Source organism: Actinomadura sp. NPDC047616, assembly GCF_040642915.1.
Classification (GTDB): Bacteria; Actinomycetota; Actinomycetes; order Streptosporangiales; family Streptosporangiaceae; genus Spirillospora; species Spirillospora miaoliensis.
Genome location: NZ_JBEYTB010000010.1, coordinates 201,649 through 217,083, shown reverse-complemented (window position 1 = coordinate 217,083; position 15,435 = coordinate 201,649). Strand labels below are relative to the sequence as shown.

General features: G+C 73.7%; 11 protein-coding genes. 7 read left to right on the top strand and 4 right to left on the bottom strand.

The window, feature by feature from the left end; genetic code table 11:
- Window positions 1-72 precede the first annotated feature (72 nt).
- The 6 genes from ABZ801_RS24320 to ABZ801_RS24295 all read left to right on the top strand — a co-directional run bounded on the left by ABZ801_RS24320 (window position 73) and on the right by ABZ801_RS24295 (window position 9,744).
- On the top strand, window positions 73-1,323 hold the full coding sequence (locus tag ABZ801_RS24320; RefSeq protein ID WP_360701630.1) for an ABC transporter substrate-binding protein: 1,251 nt from the start codon (window positions 73-75) through the stop codon (window positions 1,321-1,323).
- Between the two features lie 54 nt (window positions 1,324-1,377).
- Complete coding sequence (locus tag ABZ801_RS24315) at window positions 1,378-2,406, top strand: sugar ABC transporter permease (RefSeq protein WP_360701628.1); 1,029 nt, start codon at window positions 1,378-1,380, stop codon at window positions 2,404-2,406.
- A gap of 112 nt (window positions 2,407-2,518) precedes the next feature.
- Window positions 2,519-3,379 carry a carbohydrate ABC transporter permease gene (locus tag ABZ801_RS24310; RefSeq protein WP_360701625.1) on the top strand — a complete coding sequence of 287 codons (861 nt, stop codon included), beginning with the start codon at window positions 2,519-2,521 and terminating at the stop codon, window positions 3,377-3,379.
- A 44-nt stretch (window positions 3,380-3,423) separates the two neighbouring features.
- On the top strand, window positions 3,424-5,061 hold the full coding sequence (locus tag ABZ801_RS24305) for a glycoside hydrolase family 13 protein (RefSeq protein ID WP_360701623.1): 1,638 nt from the start codon (window positions 3,424-3,426) through the stop codon (window positions 5,059-5,061).
- Between the two features lie 110 nt (window positions 5,062-5,171).
- Window positions 5,172-7,769, top strand: coding sequence for a hypothetical protein (locus tag ABZ801_RS24300; RefSeq protein ID WP_344946575.1), 2,598 nt, complete (start codon window positions 5,172-5,174; stop codon window positions 7,767-7,769).
- A gap of 16 nt (window positions 7,770-7,785) precedes the next feature.
- Entirely contained in the window at window positions 7,786-9,744 is a 1,959-nt protein-coding gene (locus ABZ801_RS24295) for a glycogen debranching N-terminal domain-containing protein (protein ID WP_360701620.1), read from the top strand.
- 10 nt (window positions 9,745-9,754) lie between these two features.
- On the opposite strand, the gene ABZ801_RS24290 is transcribed toward ABZ801_RS24295, so the two are convergent.
- Window positions 9,755-11,011: an ArgE/DapE family deacylase gene (locus ABZ801_RS24290; RefSeq protein WP_360701618.1), complete on the bottom strand. Its 1,257-nt coding sequence runs from the start codon at window positions 11,009-11,011 to the stop codon at window positions 9,755-9,757.
- On the bottom strand, window positions 11,008-11,955 hold the full coding sequence (locus ABZ801_RS24285) for a methionyl-tRNA formyltransferase (protein WP_344946587.1): 948 nt from the start codon (window positions 11,953-11,955) through the stop codon (window positions 11,008-11,010). The genes ABZ801_RS24290 and ABZ801_RS24285 overlap by 4 nt, the downstream gene beginning before the upstream one ends.
- A 111-nt stretch (window positions 11,956-12,066) precedes the next feature.
- Between ABZ801_RS24285 and ABZ801_RS24280 the strand changes: the two genes are divergently transcribed.
- Window positions 12,067-13,383, top strand: a complete 1,317-nt coding sequence (locus tag ABZ801_RS24280; RefSeq protein ID WP_360701614.1) for a lysine N(6)-hydroxylase/L-ornithine N(5)-oxygenase family protein — start codon at window positions 12,067-12,069, stop codon at window positions 13,381-13,383.
- Window positions 13,384-13,422: 39 nt separating this feature from the next.
- Here the strand turns inward: ABZ801_RS24280 and ABZ801_RS24275 are convergent, their stop codons facing one another.
- Entirely contained in the window at window positions 13,423-14,298 is an 876-nt protein-coding gene (locus ABZ801_RS24275; RefSeq protein WP_360701907.1) for an ABC transporter ATP-binding protein, read from the bottom strand.
- Window positions 14,299-14,364: 66 nt separating this feature from the next.
- Window positions 14,365-15,432, bottom strand: coding sequence for an iron chelate uptake ABC transporter family permease subunit (locus tag ABZ801_RS24270; protein ID WP_360701610.1), 1,068 nt, complete (start codon window positions 15,430-15,432; stop codon window positions 14,365-14,367).
- Window positions 15,433-15,435: the final 3 nt, after the last annotated feature.

The window sequence follows — 15,435 nt, the reverse complement described above, 5'->3', positions numbered from 1 at the left end:
GCGACTGACGCGCAGAACCCCCGAGAGAAGGGAACGATCGTGGCAACCCCTCTGAGGAAGACCCTCCGCTGCGTGATCGCGGCGGGAACCGTGGCGGCGCTGACGGCGGCCTGCGGCGGCGGCGACTCCGGCTCCGGCTCGGACGCGGCGTCCGGCGAGCTGACCGGACGCGGCCCGATCACGCTGGTCCAGGGCAAGGACACCTCCGGCAACGTCCAGAAGCAGGTCGACGCCTGGAACGCCCAGCACCCCAACGAGCAGGTGCGGCTGGTCGAGCTGCCCGAGGAGGCCGACGCCCAGCGCCAGCAGATGGTGCAGAACGCCCAGGCCAAGTCCGACGCCTACACCGTGCTCAACCTCGACGTGGTGTGGACCGCCGAGTTCGCGGCCAACCGCTGGATCGCGCCGCTGCCCCAGGACCAGTTCAACCTGTCGCAGTTCCTGCCGCCGACCGTCCGCACCGGCCAGTACCGGGGCCGCCTGTACGCCGCGCCGTGGAAGACCGACGCCGGGCTGCTCTACTACCGCACCGACCTGGTGAAGAAGGCCGGCGCGTCCGGGCCGCCCAAGACCTGGGACGAGATGAAGCAGATCTGCGACAAGGTCGCCAAGGACGGCGTCTCGTGCTACGGCGGCCAGTTCGAGAAGTACGAGGGCCTGACCGTCAACTTCTCCGAGGCCGTGCACAGCGCCGGCGGCGCCGTCGTCGACGACCAGGGCAAGCCGAACGTCAACACCCCGCAGGCCAAGCAGGGCCTGGAATTCCTGGTGCAGGGCTTCAAGAGCGGGTTCATCCCCAAGCAGGCCATCACCTACAAGGAGGAGGAGGCGCGCCGCGCCTTCGAGAAGGGCGGCCTGGTGTTCCTGCGCCAGTGGCCCTACCAGTACGCCCTGTCCACCAAGTCCGACGTCAAGGACAAGTTCGACGTGGCGCCGCTGCCCGGGCCGAACGGCCCCGGCGCGCCCACGCTCGGCGGCCACAACCTGGCCATCTCCGCGTTCGCCAAGAACAAGGCGACCGCCCTCGACTTCGTCAAGTACCTCACCAGCGCCGAGCAGGAGCGCGCCAACATGCTCGCCAGCTCCGAGGCGCCCACCCTCGCCGCCCTCTACGAGGACGCCGACCTGAAGAACAAGTACCCCTACCTCGGCGTGCTGAAGGAGTCCCTGCTCAAGGCCAAGCCCCGGCCCGAGGCGGTGCGCTACGGCGACGTCACCAAGGCGATCCAGGAGAACGCCTACGCCGCCCTCACCGGCGCCAAGTCCTCCGACCAGGCGCTGGCCGACATGCAGGCCCAGCTCGGAAAGCTGACCCAGCAGTAGCGGCGACTCCCCGCCGGGACGCCCGCGTCCCGGCGGGGATCCAGGGAGGCTTCCATGACCACCATCATCGCCGCACCCGAGCAGCCGCCCTCCGGCCGGACCGGCGTCAGGGCCGCCGGGCGCAGGGGCGACCCGCGACGTTCCGGCCGCCTGGCCGCGATCCTGCTGTCCCCGACGTTCGTCGTGCTCGCGCTGGTCGTCGGCTACCCGATCCTGGCGGCGCTGCGCGAGTCGCTGTACCGGCGCGGGCAGGGCCTGGACGCCGACGGGTTCGTCGTGCAGGGCGACCAGTTCGTCGGCCTGTCGAACTACCTCGACATCTTCTCCGGCCCGAGCTCCTCGGTGTTCTGGGGCGCGCTGTGGAACACCTCGTTCTTCACCGTCACCACCGTCGCCGTCGAGACGGTCCTCGGGGTCTGCATGGCGCTCATCATGCACTGGGCCTTCCGCGGCCGGGCGCTGGTGCGGGCCAGCGTCCTGGTGCCGTGGGCGATCCCGACCGCCGTGTCGGCGCTGCTGTGGCGCTGGGTGTTCCAGGCCGACGGCGTCGCCAACGCGATGATCGGCCGCCAGGTGCTGTGGACCACCGAGGGCGTCCAGGCCAAGTTCGCCGTGATCATCGCCGACACCTGGAAGACCGCCCCGTTCGTCGGGCTGCTGGTGCTGGCCGGGCTGCAGATGATCCCGCGCGACGTGCACGAGGCCGCGCGGGTGGACGGCGCGGGCGCCTGGCACCAGTTCTGGCGGATCACCCTGCCGCTGGTCAAGCCGGTGCTGCTGGTCGCCGTGCTGTTCCGGCTGCTGGACGTGCTGCGCATGTTCGACCTGCCGTTCGTGCTGATCGGCGCGCAGAAGGAGTCGGTGCAGACGTTGTCGATGCTGGCCTACGACGAGGCGTCGAACCTGCGCTACGGCGCCGCGGCGGCCTACTCCACCATCCTGTTCCTCTACGTCGCGGTCGTCGCCTACGCGTTCGTCAAGCTGCTGGGCGCCGACGTGATCGGCGAGATGCGCCAGGGGCGCGCCGCGAACGCCCGCCGCGCCCGCCCGCGCCTGCCGTTCCGCAAGGGAGTGACCTCATGAGCGAGCCGGAGGGGCACGGCGTCGCCTGGACTGACGAGCGACGAAGGAGCGAGGAGGGAAGGCGGCGCCTGAAAGGCGCCCCGGAGGCGAGCGGGGGACAGGGGGTGACCTCATGAGCGCACCGTCGGCCGGGGCGCCCGCGCGGCGTCGTTTCCCGGCGGCGAACACGCTGCGGTTCGCCGGGGTGGCGGCCGTGGTGGTGTACTGCCTGGCACCGTTCTACTGGATGATCGTGTCGGCGTTCCGGCGCCCGCGGGACCAGTTCGACAACGCGCCGCTGCCGTCGCCGTGGTCGATGGAGAACTTCCGCGCGGTGTTCGAGCCGGACGTGGGGTTCCAGCGCGCGCTGGCCAACAGCCTGGTCGTGGCGGGCACGACCACGGTGCTGACCCTGGTGGTCGGCACGTTCGCCTCCTACGCCCTGGCCCGGCTGGCCTTCCGCGGGAAGAACCTGGTGCTGGGCCTGGTCATCACCACCTCGATGTTCCCCGGCATCTCGCTGATCGTCCCGCTGCTGAAACTGTTCACCGACATCGGCTGGATCAACACCTACCAGGCGATGGTCCTGCCGAGCCTGTCGTTCGCGCTGCCGCTGGCGGTCTGGAACCTGACGACGTTCTTCCGCCAGCTGCCGTTCGAGCTGGAGCAGGCCGCGATGGTGGACGGCTGCACCCGCGGCCAGGCGTTCCGGCGCGTCATCATCCCGCTGGCCGCGCCGGGGGTGTTCACCACGGCGATCATCACGTTCATCGCGGCGTGGAACGAGTTCATCATCGCCCTGTCCATGGTGAACAAGAAGGAGATGCAGACCGCCACCGTGGCGATCTCCAAGTTCACCGGGGCGTACGGGTTCGACCAGCCGTTCGGCACCCAGATGGCGGCCGGGGTGATCGTCACCGTGCCGCTGGTGATCGTGGTGCTGATCTTCCAGCGGCGCATCATCGCGGGCCTGACCGCCGGGGGCGTCAAGTGACGCCGCCGGGCGGCCGGGTCGCTCCCCCCAACCGAAAGGACGTCGTGCAGCACACGGACAAGGCGCCCTGGTGGCGCAGCGCGGTCATCTACCAGGTCTACATCCGCAGCTTCGCCGACGGGAACGGCGACGGCGTCGGCGACATCGCGGGCATCCGCTCGCGGCTGCCGTACCTGCGGGACCTGGGCGTCGACGCGATCTGGATCACGCCGTGGTACACCTCGCCGATGGTGGACGCGGGCTACGACGTGGCCGACTACACCGACATCGACCCGCTGTTCGGCACCCTCGGCGACGCCGAGGAGCTGATCCGCGAGGCACACGGCCACGGCATCCGGGTGATCGTCGACGTGGTGCCCAACCACTCCTCCGACCGGCACGCCTGGTTCCGGGCGGCGCTGGCGGCCGCTCCGGGCGACCCGGCCCGCGACCGGTACGTCTTCCGCGACGGGCGCGGCGACGACGGGGAGCTGCCGCCCAACGACTGGCGCAGCACCTTCGGCGGCCCCGCCTGGACGCGCGTGCCGGACGGCCAGTGGTACCTGCACCTGTTCGCGCCCGAGCAGCCCGACCTGAACTGGGAGAACCCCGAGGTGCGCGCCGACTTCGAGCGCGTGCTCGGGTTCTGGCTGGACATGGGCGTGGACGGGTTCCGCATCGACGTCGCGCACGGCCTGATCAAGGCGCCCGGCCTGCCCGACCTGGGCGGCGACGGCGAGGACGTCCTGGAACCCACCGACCGCGTCGACCACCCGCACTGGGACCGCGACGGCGTCCACGAGATCTACCGGGCGTGGCGCCGCGTCTCCGACGGCTACCCCGGGCAGCGCGTCTTCGTGGCGGAGGCGTGGGTGGCGAACCCGCAGCGCCTGGCCCGCTACCTGCGTCCCGACGAGCTGCATACCGCGTTCAACTTCGACTTCCTGCGGGCTCCGTGGGACGCGGCGCGGCTGCGCGACGTCGTCGACACGACCCTCGGCGCGCTGACCGACGTCGGCGCCCCCGCCACCTGGGTGCTGTCCAACCACGACGTGGTGCGGCACGTCACCCGGTACGGCAGGCCGCACACCGAGGGCCGGGGGCCGCGTCACGACGTGAGCGAACCCCTCGACCTGGAGCACGGCACCAGGCGCGCGAGGGCGGCGGCGCTGCTCATGCTGGCGTTGCCCGGCGGCGCGTACGTCTACCAGGGCGAGGAACTGGGGCTGCCCGAGGTGGAGGACATCCCCGAGGACCGTCTCCAGGACCCGGTGTGGGAGCGGTCCGGCCACGCCAACCGGGGCCGCGACGGCTGCCGCGTCCCCATCCCGTGGTCGGGTGACGCGCCGCCGTACGGCTTCAGCGCCACGGAGGACGCCGAACCGTGGCTGCCGCAGCCGGAGCTGTGGAAGACCCTCTCCGTCGAACGGCAGACCGGCGACCCCGCCTCGATGCTGGAGCTGTACCGGTCGGCGCTGCGGCTGCGGCGCGAGAACCCGGCGCTGGGCGACGGCACGATGCGGTGGAACGAGACGCCCGACGGCGTTCTCAGCTTCTCCCGCGATCCCGGCTTCACCTGCGTGGTGAACGTGTCCGGCGAGCCGTACGAGCTGCCCGCCGGCGCCGAGGTCCTGCTCGTCAGCGGCGACCTGGACGGCGGCCGGCTGCCCGCCGACACCGCCGTCTGGCTCGCCACGTCCTGACACCCGTCCGGCGCGGGGCTCGCCCGCCCCGGGCCCCGCGCCCCGTCCACCGGTCCGGCCGGCCGGTCCGGTTCCGCACATCGGGGGTCAACCGAGGGGAGACACGAACCTTGAGACGCGACACGAGACGCGGCATCGCCCTCGCGGCCACCGCCGTCCTGGCCGCCGGGACGGTCGCCGTGCCGCCCGCCCAGGCACGGGAACGGGCGCCCGAGGAGGAACTGACCACGACGACCAGGCTGGCGGACCGGCGTTCCGTCGTCGTCGGCGACCGGTTCTACGCCATGTCCACCGCCGACGGGCTCTACCCGGCGTCCGGATGGCACGTCACCGGGGAGATGGGCGGGTTCTGGACGCCGCCGCTGAAGCTGCTCGACGGCGTGTGGTTCGGCGTGGACGGCGCGTGGCTCGGCAAGCAGACGCGCGCGGAGAGCCACACCGCCGGGTACGGCTACACCCGCACCCGTTACGCCGCGTCCGGCGGGGTGCGCGTCGAACGCACCGACGTGGTGCCCGACGGGCTGCGCGCCGGCCTGATCGGCCTGACGTTCCGCGCCGACGAGAAGCGCACCGTACGGCTCGACGTCGACGCCCACTCCGAGCTGATGACCGCCTACCCGTGGGGCGGCACCACCCCGAACCAGAGCGCCCACAACCTGCCGGACACCGGCGCCTACGAGGACGGCGCCCTCGTCTTCCGCGAACGCGGAAGACCGCAGGTGCCCAACGCGTCCGAACACGACTTCGCCGCGCTCGTCGCCGCCGACCGCCGCCCCGCCTCGCACCGGCTCGGGTCCGGGCATCGCGGCCCGCAGGAACCGCCCGTCGTCTGCCCCGCCACCGGCACCACGCCGGACCGGTGCGACGACTCGGAGTTCGGCAAGGGCACCGGCGGACGGCTGACCTACGACGTGCGGGTCCCCGCCGGACGCGACGTCACCGTGTGGGTGGCGATCGCCGGATCCGACCGCGGCGACGGCGAGGCCCGCGCGGCGTTGCGGTCGGCGTTGCGCGACCCCGCCGGTCTGCTGGCCCGCAAGAAGGCCGCCCGCCGCGCCGTCGCCGCCAACACCGTCGTCGACCTGCCCGGTGACCGGCTGCTGCAGCGCAGCGTCGAGTGGAGCAAGCAGAACCTGGCCGACTCCGCGCAGGAGGCCCGCGACCTGCGCGTCCGCGTCACCCGCGAGGGCAGGCAGTACCCGGCGCCCAAGGGCGGGGTCCCGGTGGCCCGCTGGCTGGGCGCCGGATGGCCCGACTACCCGTGGCTGTTCGGCACCGACGGCGAGTACACCGCGTTCGCGTCCGTCGCCGCCGGGCAGTTCACCGACATCAAGGCGCACCTGCGCGCGCTGCGCGACACCAGCGAGATCGCCAACGACCGCAGCGGCAAGGTCGTGCACGAAGTGATCTCCGACGGGTCGGTGTACTTCGGCGCCGACGACGACGCGGGCAACACCGACGAGACCGCCAAGTTCCCCAGCGCCGTGGCCCTGGTCTGGCGGTGGACGGGAGACCGCCGCTTCCTGGACGACCTGTACGACTTCTCCGTCCGCAACATGCGGTACGTCACCGGGAAGCTGGACGAGGACGGCGACGGCTGGCCGGAAGGCCTCGGCAACGTCGAGCGCACCGGCATGGGCGTCGAGAAGCTCGACAACACCGTCTACACCATCCGCGGGCTGCGCGACCTGGCCGACATGGCCCGCGCCAAGAACGACACCGCGACCGCGCGCTGGGCCGACGAGCGCGCCGCCCGCATGGAGAAGGCGTTCGACCGGACCTGGTGGAAGGGCGGCGACACCCGCCAGTACGCCGACTCCGTCGACGACCCCGACGACCCCGCCGACGACAACACCAGGCTGTTCCAGCGGCACTGGATCGGCGTGACGCCCATGGACGCCCAGCTCGTCCGCCCCGGCCAGGTCACCCGGCCGCTCGCCGAGGACGAACGCGCGCACACCGCCCTGGCCAAGCGCGAGGAGCCCTGCTACACCGGCGACAACGGCCTCTACCACACCGGCACGGGCCCGACCTCGGCGGAGGGCGGCAACAAGGGGCCGTCCTGCGACAGCGCGGTCTCGGCCGTGCAGAGCGAACGCGTCGTCTACTCGCTCGGCAACGGCATCATGGCCGTCGCCGAGGGCAACTACGGACGGCTCGCCCAGCAGCGCCGCTACACCGCCGCCAACGCCCGCATCCAGCTCGACCCGAACCTGTGGGAGATGCCGGGCGCCATGCCGGAGATCGCGGCCAGCCCCGACTTCAGCCCGGCCAACATCGACCGCAAGCTCACCGACCGTTCCATGGTGCTGCAGGCGTGGGGCGCGTACGGGACGCTGTGGCCGGTCGTGCGGCAGCAGCTCGGCGTCGACCCCGACATGGGGCGGGCGCGGCTGGAGGTCGTCCCGCAGATCCCGCCGGGCCAGTCCCGGGTGTCGGGGCGGTCCATCCGCCTCGGCTCCGGCTCGGTCGACGTCACCGCCGAGTCCCGCGGCGGGACGCTGCGCACCGTGGTGAACGCGGCGCGGCTCGACGGGGTCGCCCTGCGGCTCGGCCACGTGCTGCCGTCCGGAGCCGAGGTCGCGTCCGTGACCCTCGACGGCCGTCCCGTCGCCCCGACCGTGCGCCGCACCGCGCGCGGCGACGAGGTCGTCGTGGACGCCGGGGCGCGGCGCGGCACGTCCACCCTCGTGATCACCCTCCGCTAGCCGACGGGAGTTCCCCTTGCCTCAGTCCGCCCAGCCCGCCGTCCATGAGCACATCACCTGCGTGGCGGCGCCCGCGATCTGGCTGTCGCCGCCGAGCGGCCAGGTCGCCGGCGGCGTCGACGGCCTGTACGTCGCCGAGCGGCGCGTGCTGTCGCGTCTCGTGGTGACCGTCGACGGACGCGAGCCCGAGCCGGCCGAGGCGAGGCCGCACGGCGCGAACGGCGCCCGGTTCACCGCGTCCGCCGGGGCGCTGGCCGTCGAGCGGGTCCGTGCCGTCGCCCCCGACGGCGGCACGGAACGGATCGTCCTGCGCAACACCGGGGACGTCCCGGCCGCCGCGACCCTGCGGATCGCGGCGGCCGGGGACCTGGCGTCCATCAGCGCCGTGCGGTCCGGCGACGACCCCGGCCTGCCGGAGACGCCGCTGGAGGACGGCACCGAATGGACCGGACCGGACGGCCACCGGGTCCGCCTGGAAGGCCGCACGCACGCCGACGTGTCGCTGGCGCCGGGAGAGTCGTTCACCACCACCATCACCGTCCGCGCCACGCCCCCGGACGTGCCCGGTTTCCGCCCGGCTCCGCCGCCCGGCCCGGCGCCGTGGGCGGACGCGCCGCTGACCGTCCGGTCGGGCGACGAGCGGCTCGACCGCCTCGTCGCCCAGGGAGTCGCCGACCTGGGCGCGCTGCTGCTGTCCTACGACGGCGACGTCTACTGCGCCGCCGGAAGCCCCTGGTACCTGACCCTCTTCGGCCGCGACGCGCTGTGGACGGCGCGCCTGGCGCTTCCGCTCGGCTACGAGCTGGCCGCCGGGACGCTGCGCGCGCTGGCCCGCCACCAGGGCGTGCGCCGCGACCCCGTCACCGAGGAGGCGCCCGGCAAGATCCCGCACGAGCTGCGTCCCGGCGACGCCACCACCTGGCTGCCGCCGATCTACTACGGCTCGGTCGACGCGACGCCCCTGTTCGTCGTCACGCTCGCCGAGGCACGCCGCTGGGGCATGCCCGACGACGAGGTCGCCGCCCTGCTGCCCGCGGTGGAACGCGCGCTGGAATGGCTCGGCACGTTCGACGGCGAGTTCGTCTCCTACGTGGGGTCGGCCGACCGGCTGTCCAACCAGGGCTGGAAGGACTCCGCCGACGGCGTCCAGCACGCCGACGGGCGGCTGGCCCGGCCGCCGGTCGCGCTGTCGGAGGTGCAGGCGTACTCCTACCAGGCGGCCGTGCTCGGCGCCGACCTGCTGGACGCCTTCGGCCGACCCGGCGCGGACCGCTGGCGCCGCTGGGCCGCCGACCTGGCCGAACGGTTCCGCGCCCGGTTCTGGGTGGACGACGGCGCGGGCGGCTACCCGGCGATCGCGCTGGACGGCGACGGCCGCCCGGTCGACGGCGTGGCGTCCAACCTCGGCCACCTGCTCGGCACCGGCCTGCTCACCGCCGCCGAGGAGGCGAAGGTCGCCGCGCGGCTGCCCGAGCTGGACTCCGGCTGGGGCCTGCGGACGCTGACCCCGGACGCCGCCGGATTCGACCCGCTGTCGTACCACCTGGGGTCGGTGTGGCCGCACGACACCGTCATCGCGATCCTCGGCCTGGTCCGCGCCGGCCACCCCGCGGTCGCGGCGCGGCTGGCGCGCGGCCTGATCGGCGCCGCCGCCGCGTTCGGCCACCGGCTGCCCGAGCTGTTCGGCGGGCAGGACTCCGGCACGCCGCCGGTGCCGTACCCGACGGCGTGCAGCCCGCAGGCGTGGGCCGCCGCCGTCTCACCGGCGCTGGTCACGGCGCTGCTCGGCCTGGACGTCGACGTCCCGTCCGGGCGGGTCGCGCTGGCGCCGGTGCCCGGGTTCCGCGAACTGTCGGCCGGCAACATCCGCGTGGGCCGGGCCGTGCTGTCGGCCAGGGTGGACGGTGACGGCCGCGCCACCGTCACCGGCCTCCCGTCCGGCATGACGACATGGATCCGCGAGGCGGGGACCTGACGCGGCGCGGCTACCCGCCCGTTCCGCAGTGGTCGAGCGCGAAGGCCGCCAGCGTCTGCGCGGCGACGGCGACCTCGTCCAGGGACACGCATTCGTCCGGGCCGTGCATGCGGGCCACGTCACCAGGCCCGTACTGCACGGCCGGGATGCCGCCGAGCCCGGTGATCAGCCGCAGGTCGCTGCCGTACGGGGCGCCCCACACTCCCGGGGCGTCGCCCGTCACGCGGGTGTGCGCGGCGCCCAGCCGTTCCAGCAGCCCGCCGTCGTCGGCGGGCAGGCGCGCGGAGGCGAACCGGCCGCCCCACCACTCGACCAGCACCGGGTGCCGCGCCAGCCAGTCGTCGGCGGCGCAGGCGTCCGCGACCGCCTCGTCCAGCGCGTGCCGCGCCGCCCGCTCGGACTCGCCGAGGGCGACGCCCATCCGGCCCTCGGCCACCAGGTCGCCGGGCACGGTCGACGGCCAGTCGCCCGCCCGCACCGTCCCGATCTCGATGGCGTAGGGCAGGTCCCAGCGCCGCATCAGCGGATCGACGTCGGCGTTGCGGCGCCGTTCCAGGTCGCGCAGCGCGGCGAAGACGGGCCAGAACCGCTCCACCGCGCTGACCCCGGTGCCGCGGCGGGCGGCGTGCGCGGCGCGGCCCCGCACGCGCAGCCGGAACGTCAGCGCGCCGGCGTTGGCGGGCACGACGTCCAGCCCGGTCGGCTCGGGGATGACGCACGCGTCGGCGCGCCAGCCGCGGCGCAGCAGGGCGTAGGAGCCGAGCCCGCCGTCCTCCTCGCCGGCCACGCACGCGACCAGCACGTCACCGCGCGGCTGCGCGCGGCGCAGCGCCCGCACCGCGAACAGCGCGGCGACCAGACCGCCCTTCATGTCGCACGCGCCGCGCCCGTACAGCAGGCCTCCGGCGACGCGGCCGCCGAACGGGTCCTCGGTCCAGGCGCCGGGGTCGCCGGGCGGGACGACGTCGACGTGGGCGTTCAGCATCAGCGAGCGTCCGCCGCCGGTGCCGGGCAGGCGGCCGACCAGCCCGGACGCCCGCGTGCGCGGCACCTCGGCGCCGGGGAAGGCGTCCTCGGCGGTGACCGCGTCCACGTCGATCGGCCAGTGGTCGACCTCCAGGCCCTCGTCGCGCATCCATCCGGCCAGGCGCTCCTGGATCTCGACCTCGGCGGCCGACCCGCCGACGCTGGGAATGCGGACGAGTTCGGCCAGCAGTTCGGCCATGGCGCCCGTCTCGTCGCGCAGCGCCTCGATGACGCCGGTCACGGCCGGCCGGTGAGGTAGCCGCCCATGGTGCGGAAGTACTCGGTGGCGGGCAGGTCGGTGCCGTCGTCGGTGCGGACGCGCTCGACGACCAGGCCGTGGCTGCGGCCGCGCCGCGCCTCCGCCCCCGCGACGATGACCACGCCGTCGCCCTCGCGGATGAACACCCGTCCGGGGGTGCCGCCGTAGACGCCCTTGGACACCGACGCCTTCAGCACGCGCACGCGTTCGCCCTTGTAGTAGGTGAACGCGTTGGGGTACGGGTCGGACTGCGCGCGGACGAGGCGTTCGATGTCCTCGGCGGGCCAGGTCCAGTCGATGCGGCTGTCCTCGATGGAGCGCTTGTGGAAGAAGCTGGCCTTCGAGCGGTCCTGCGGGGTGAAGTCGGTGCGCCCGGAGGCGATGAAGTCGAGCGACTCGGCGACGATGGGGCCGATCAGGTCGACGGTGCGGTGGAACAGGTCGGTGGCGGTGTCGGCGGGGCCGACGGGGACGGCGCGCTGCACCACGATGTCGCCGGCGTCCAGCTCCTCGTTCATCATGTGCGCGGTGACCCCCACCTCCTTCTCGCCGTTGATGAGCGCCCAGATGATGGGGGAGAAGCCCGCGTAGGCGGGCAGCAGCGAGTCGTGGACGTTGAGGGTGCCGTACCGGGGCAGGGTGAAGATCCGCGGCGGGATCCAGGTGCGCCAGTTGTTGGCGACGATGAGGTCGGGGTCGGCCTCCTTGAGCCGGGTCATGAGCTCCTCGTCGTCGGGCCGGTTGCGCAGCAGGACCGGGACGCCGTGCTCGGCGGCCAGGTCGGCGACGGAGTCGTCCCAGATCTTCTCGTAGGCGTGGTCGCTCTTGGGGTGGGTGACGACGAGGACGACGTCGTGCTCGGACTCCAGCAGCGCCTGGAGCGTGCGGTGCCCCCAGGTCTGGTAGCCGAACATCACGACCCGCATGTGGCCTCCTTGTGCCGAGGATCAGGGAAGGTTAGGCTCGCCTCAATTAGGTGAGGCTAACCTAATCCGCCCGCCTAATCCATCTGTCGGATCCTGGAAAGGCGCCCTTCCATGCCCCCCTCGGACGCGCACGTCCACGATCTCGTCGGCATCGGCTTCGGCCCGTCCAACCTGGCCCTGGCGATCGCGCTGCGCGAGCGGCACGAGCGCACCGGTCAGGCGGTCGACGCGGTGTTCCTGGAGAAGCAACCGGCGTTCGGCTGGCATCGCGGCATGCTCATCGAGGGCACGACCATGCAGGTGTCCTTCCTGAAGGACCTGGTCACCATGCGCAACCCGGCCAGCGGCTTCGGGTTCCTCAGCTATCTGCGCGAGCGCGGCCGGCTGGCCGACTTCATCAACCACAAGACGATTTTCCCCTCGCGCGCGGAGTTCCACGACTACCTGGAATGGGCCGCGGCGGCCTTCGCCGGCCAGGTCGAGTACGGCTCGGAGGTCGTCGCCGTCACCCCGGTCGCCGTCGACGGCGTCGTGGAGTACCTGGACGTGCTGGTGCGGCAGGGCGGCCGCTCCGACGAGCTGACCACGCGGCGTGCCCGCAACCTGGTCGTCGCCGCCGGTCTGGAGCCGGTGCTGCCCGCCGGCGCGGTCGCCGGCGAGCGCATCTGGCACAGCGAGGAGCTGCTCGACCGCGCGCCCGGCCTGCGCGACCCGCGCCGCCTGCTGGTGGTCGGCGCCGGGCAGAGCGGCGCCGAGGTCACCGACTACCTGCACCGCACGTTCACCGGTGCCGAGGTGTGCGCGGTGTTCGCCAAGTACGGCTACACGCCCGCCGACGACAGCTCGTTCGCCAACCGCGTCTTCGACCCCGAGGCCGTCGACCACTTCTTCACCGCCCCCGAGGAGGTGAAGCGGACGCTGATGGGCTACCACCGCTCCACCAACTACTCCGTCGTCGACCTGGAGCTCATCGACGAGCTGTACCGGCGGCACTACCAGGAGAAGGTGCAGGGCAGGGAGCGGCTGCGCATCATGAACGCCTCCCGCGTGACCGACGTCGAGTGCGACGCCGCGGCGGTGCGCGCCACGGTCGAGTTCCTGCCGACCGGCGAACGCACCGTCCTGGAGGCCGACGCGCTGGTCTACGCGACCGGATACCGGCCCTGCGACCCGCTGACGCTGCTCGGCGAGGCGGGCGAGTACTGCGTGCGGCGCCCCGAGGGCGGCCTGCGCGTGGAACGCGACTACCGCATCGCCACCACGCCCGCGATGCGCTGCGGCCTGTACCTGCAGGGCGCCACCGAGCACACGCACGGCATCGGCTCGACGCTGCTGTCCAACACCGCCGTCCGGGCCGGGGAGATCGCCGACTCGGTGGGGGAGCGGCTCAGCGGCTTCCACCGCGACTCCTACGCCATGCGCAACTGACCGCCGCCGTGCACGGGCGGGGCGCGCGGCCGGCAACGGTCAGGACGCCGTGCGGCCGTGGCCGGACACGGCCCGCGCCCCGTCCCCGTCCCCGTTTCCGTTTCCGTCCCGGGGATCGTCCGTCGCGGGTGCGGGCGCGCCGTGGTGGCGGCCCATCGGGATGACCAGGGGCGTTCCGCTGACCGGGTCGGTGGTGACCTGGCAGCGCAGCCCGAACACGTCCTCGACCAGCTCGGCGTCGACCACCTCGGCGGGCGGCCCCTCGGCGACGATCGCGCCCGCCTTCATCACGACGACGTGGTCGGCGTACCGGCACGCCTGGTTCAGGTCGTGCAGCACCATCACCACCGTGCGCCGCTCGCGCCGGTTCAGGTCGACCACCAGGTCGAGCACGTCCACCTGGTGGGCCAGGTCCAGGTAGGTGGTCGGCTCGTCCAGCAGCAGGATGGGGGTGCCCTGCGCCACCGCCATGGCGATCCACGCGCGCTGCCGCTGCCCGCCCGACAGCTCGTCCACCGGCCGCGCCGCGTGCTCCAGCATCCCGGTCGCGCGCAGCGCCGCGGTCACCGCGTCCTCGTCGGCGGACGACCACTGACGCCACCAGGTCTGGTGCGGGGCGCGGCCCTGGCCGACCAGGTCCAGGACCGTCAGCCCCTCCGGCGCGACCGGCGACTGCGGCAGGATGCCGAGCCGCCGCGCGACCTGCCGCGTCGGCATGGTGTGGATGGCGCGGCCGTCCAGGTGCACGGCCCCGCCGCGCGGCGTCAGCAGCCGGGCCAGCGCGCGCAGCAGCGTCGACTTCCCGCACGCGTTGGCGCCCATGATGACGGTGATCCGCCCCGGCGGGACGACCATGTCCAGGCCGTCGACCACCACGCGGTCGTCGTAGGCCAGCCGGAGCCCGCTCGCGCGCAGGTCCGGCTCGGCTCCGGCGGCGACGTCGACGGAACCGGGGGTGCGGATGGACGTGGATGTCACGGTTCAGCCTCCAGAGCCGATGCGGTTGGCCCGGGCGAGCAGCCAGAGCAGGAACGGCGCGCCGAACACGCCGGTGACGACGCCGACGGGCAGTTCGAGGTCGGCGAACATTCGCTGGGCGACCAGGTCGCAGCCGAGGACGATCAGCGCCCCGGTGAGCGCGGCGGCGGTCAGCGGCGGCCGCGGCGTGCCCGCCAGCCGCAGCGCGATCTGCGGCGCGGCCAGCGCCACGAACGCCACCGGCCCGGCCGCGGCGGTGGCGAACGCGACCAGCCCGACGGCCACGCACAGCAGCGCCAGCCGCGCCCGCTGCACCGGGACGCCGAGCCCGCCCGCCACCTGGTCGCCGAGCTGCAGGGCGCGCAGCCACCGGCCGAGCAGCAGCGCGACCGGCACCAGCACGGCCAGCGCGAACGCGAGCGGGCGCACGCTGTCCCAGCTCCTGCCGTTGAGGTCGCCGACCAGCCAGCCCACCGCCTGCTGCGCCTCGAACTCCCTGGCCTTGACGATCAGGTACTGGGTGGCGCTGGCGCACATCCAGTTCACCCCGATGCCGACGAGCACGATGCGGAAGCCGGTCGTGCCGCGGTTCCAGGCGAGCACGTAGATGAGCAGGGCGGTCAGCAGCGCCCCGGCCAGCCCCAGCGTCTGGGTGCCGAGGCCGGAACCGAGGCCGAGCACGATGCCGCCGACCACGGCGGTGCCCGCGCCCTGGGTGATGCCGATCACGTCGGGGCCGGCCAGCGGGTTGCGGGTGAGGGTCTGCAGGATCGCCCCGGACATGCCGAACGCGGCGCCCGCCAGCAGGCCGACCAGCGCCCGCGGCAGCCGCAGCTCCCGGACGACGAGGACGGTGCCGCCGTCGCCCGCCCCGAACAGCGCCGGCACGACCTCGTGCAGGCCGAGCGGATAGTCGCCCGAGCCCAGCCCCAGGCACAGCACGAGGAACGCCGCGGCGGCCAGCGCCGCGCACGTCGCCAGCAGGCGGGGCCGCACGACCCCCGACACCGGCGGCCGTGCCACCCGCACGGCGGTGCGCCCCGCCAGCCGGGTCACTTCGATCAGGCTCATGTC

Bases quoted from the DNA above. Each gene is read 5' to 3' on its own strand.
- ABZ801_RS24315 (WP_360701628.1), top strand. From the start codon at position 1,378: ATGACCACCATCATCGCCGCACCCGAGCAGCCGCCCTCCGGCCGGACC.
- ABZ801_RS24310 (WP_360701625.1), top strand. From the start codon at position 2,519: ATGAGCGCACCGTCGGCCGGGGCGCCCGCGCGGCGTCGTTTCCCGGCG.
- ABZ801_RS24285 (WP_344946587.1), bottom strand. From the start codon at position 11,955: ATGCGGGTCGTGATGTTCGGCTACCAGACCTGGGGGCACCGCACGCTC.
- ABZ801_RS24280 (WP_360701614.1), top strand. From the start codon at position 12,067: ATGCCCCCCTCGGACGCGCACGTCCACGATCTCGTCGGCATCGGCTTC.
- ABZ801_RS24270 (WP_360701610.1), bottom strand. From the start codon at position 15,432: ATGAGCCTGATCGAAGTGACCCGGCTGGCGGGGCGCACCGCCGTGCGG.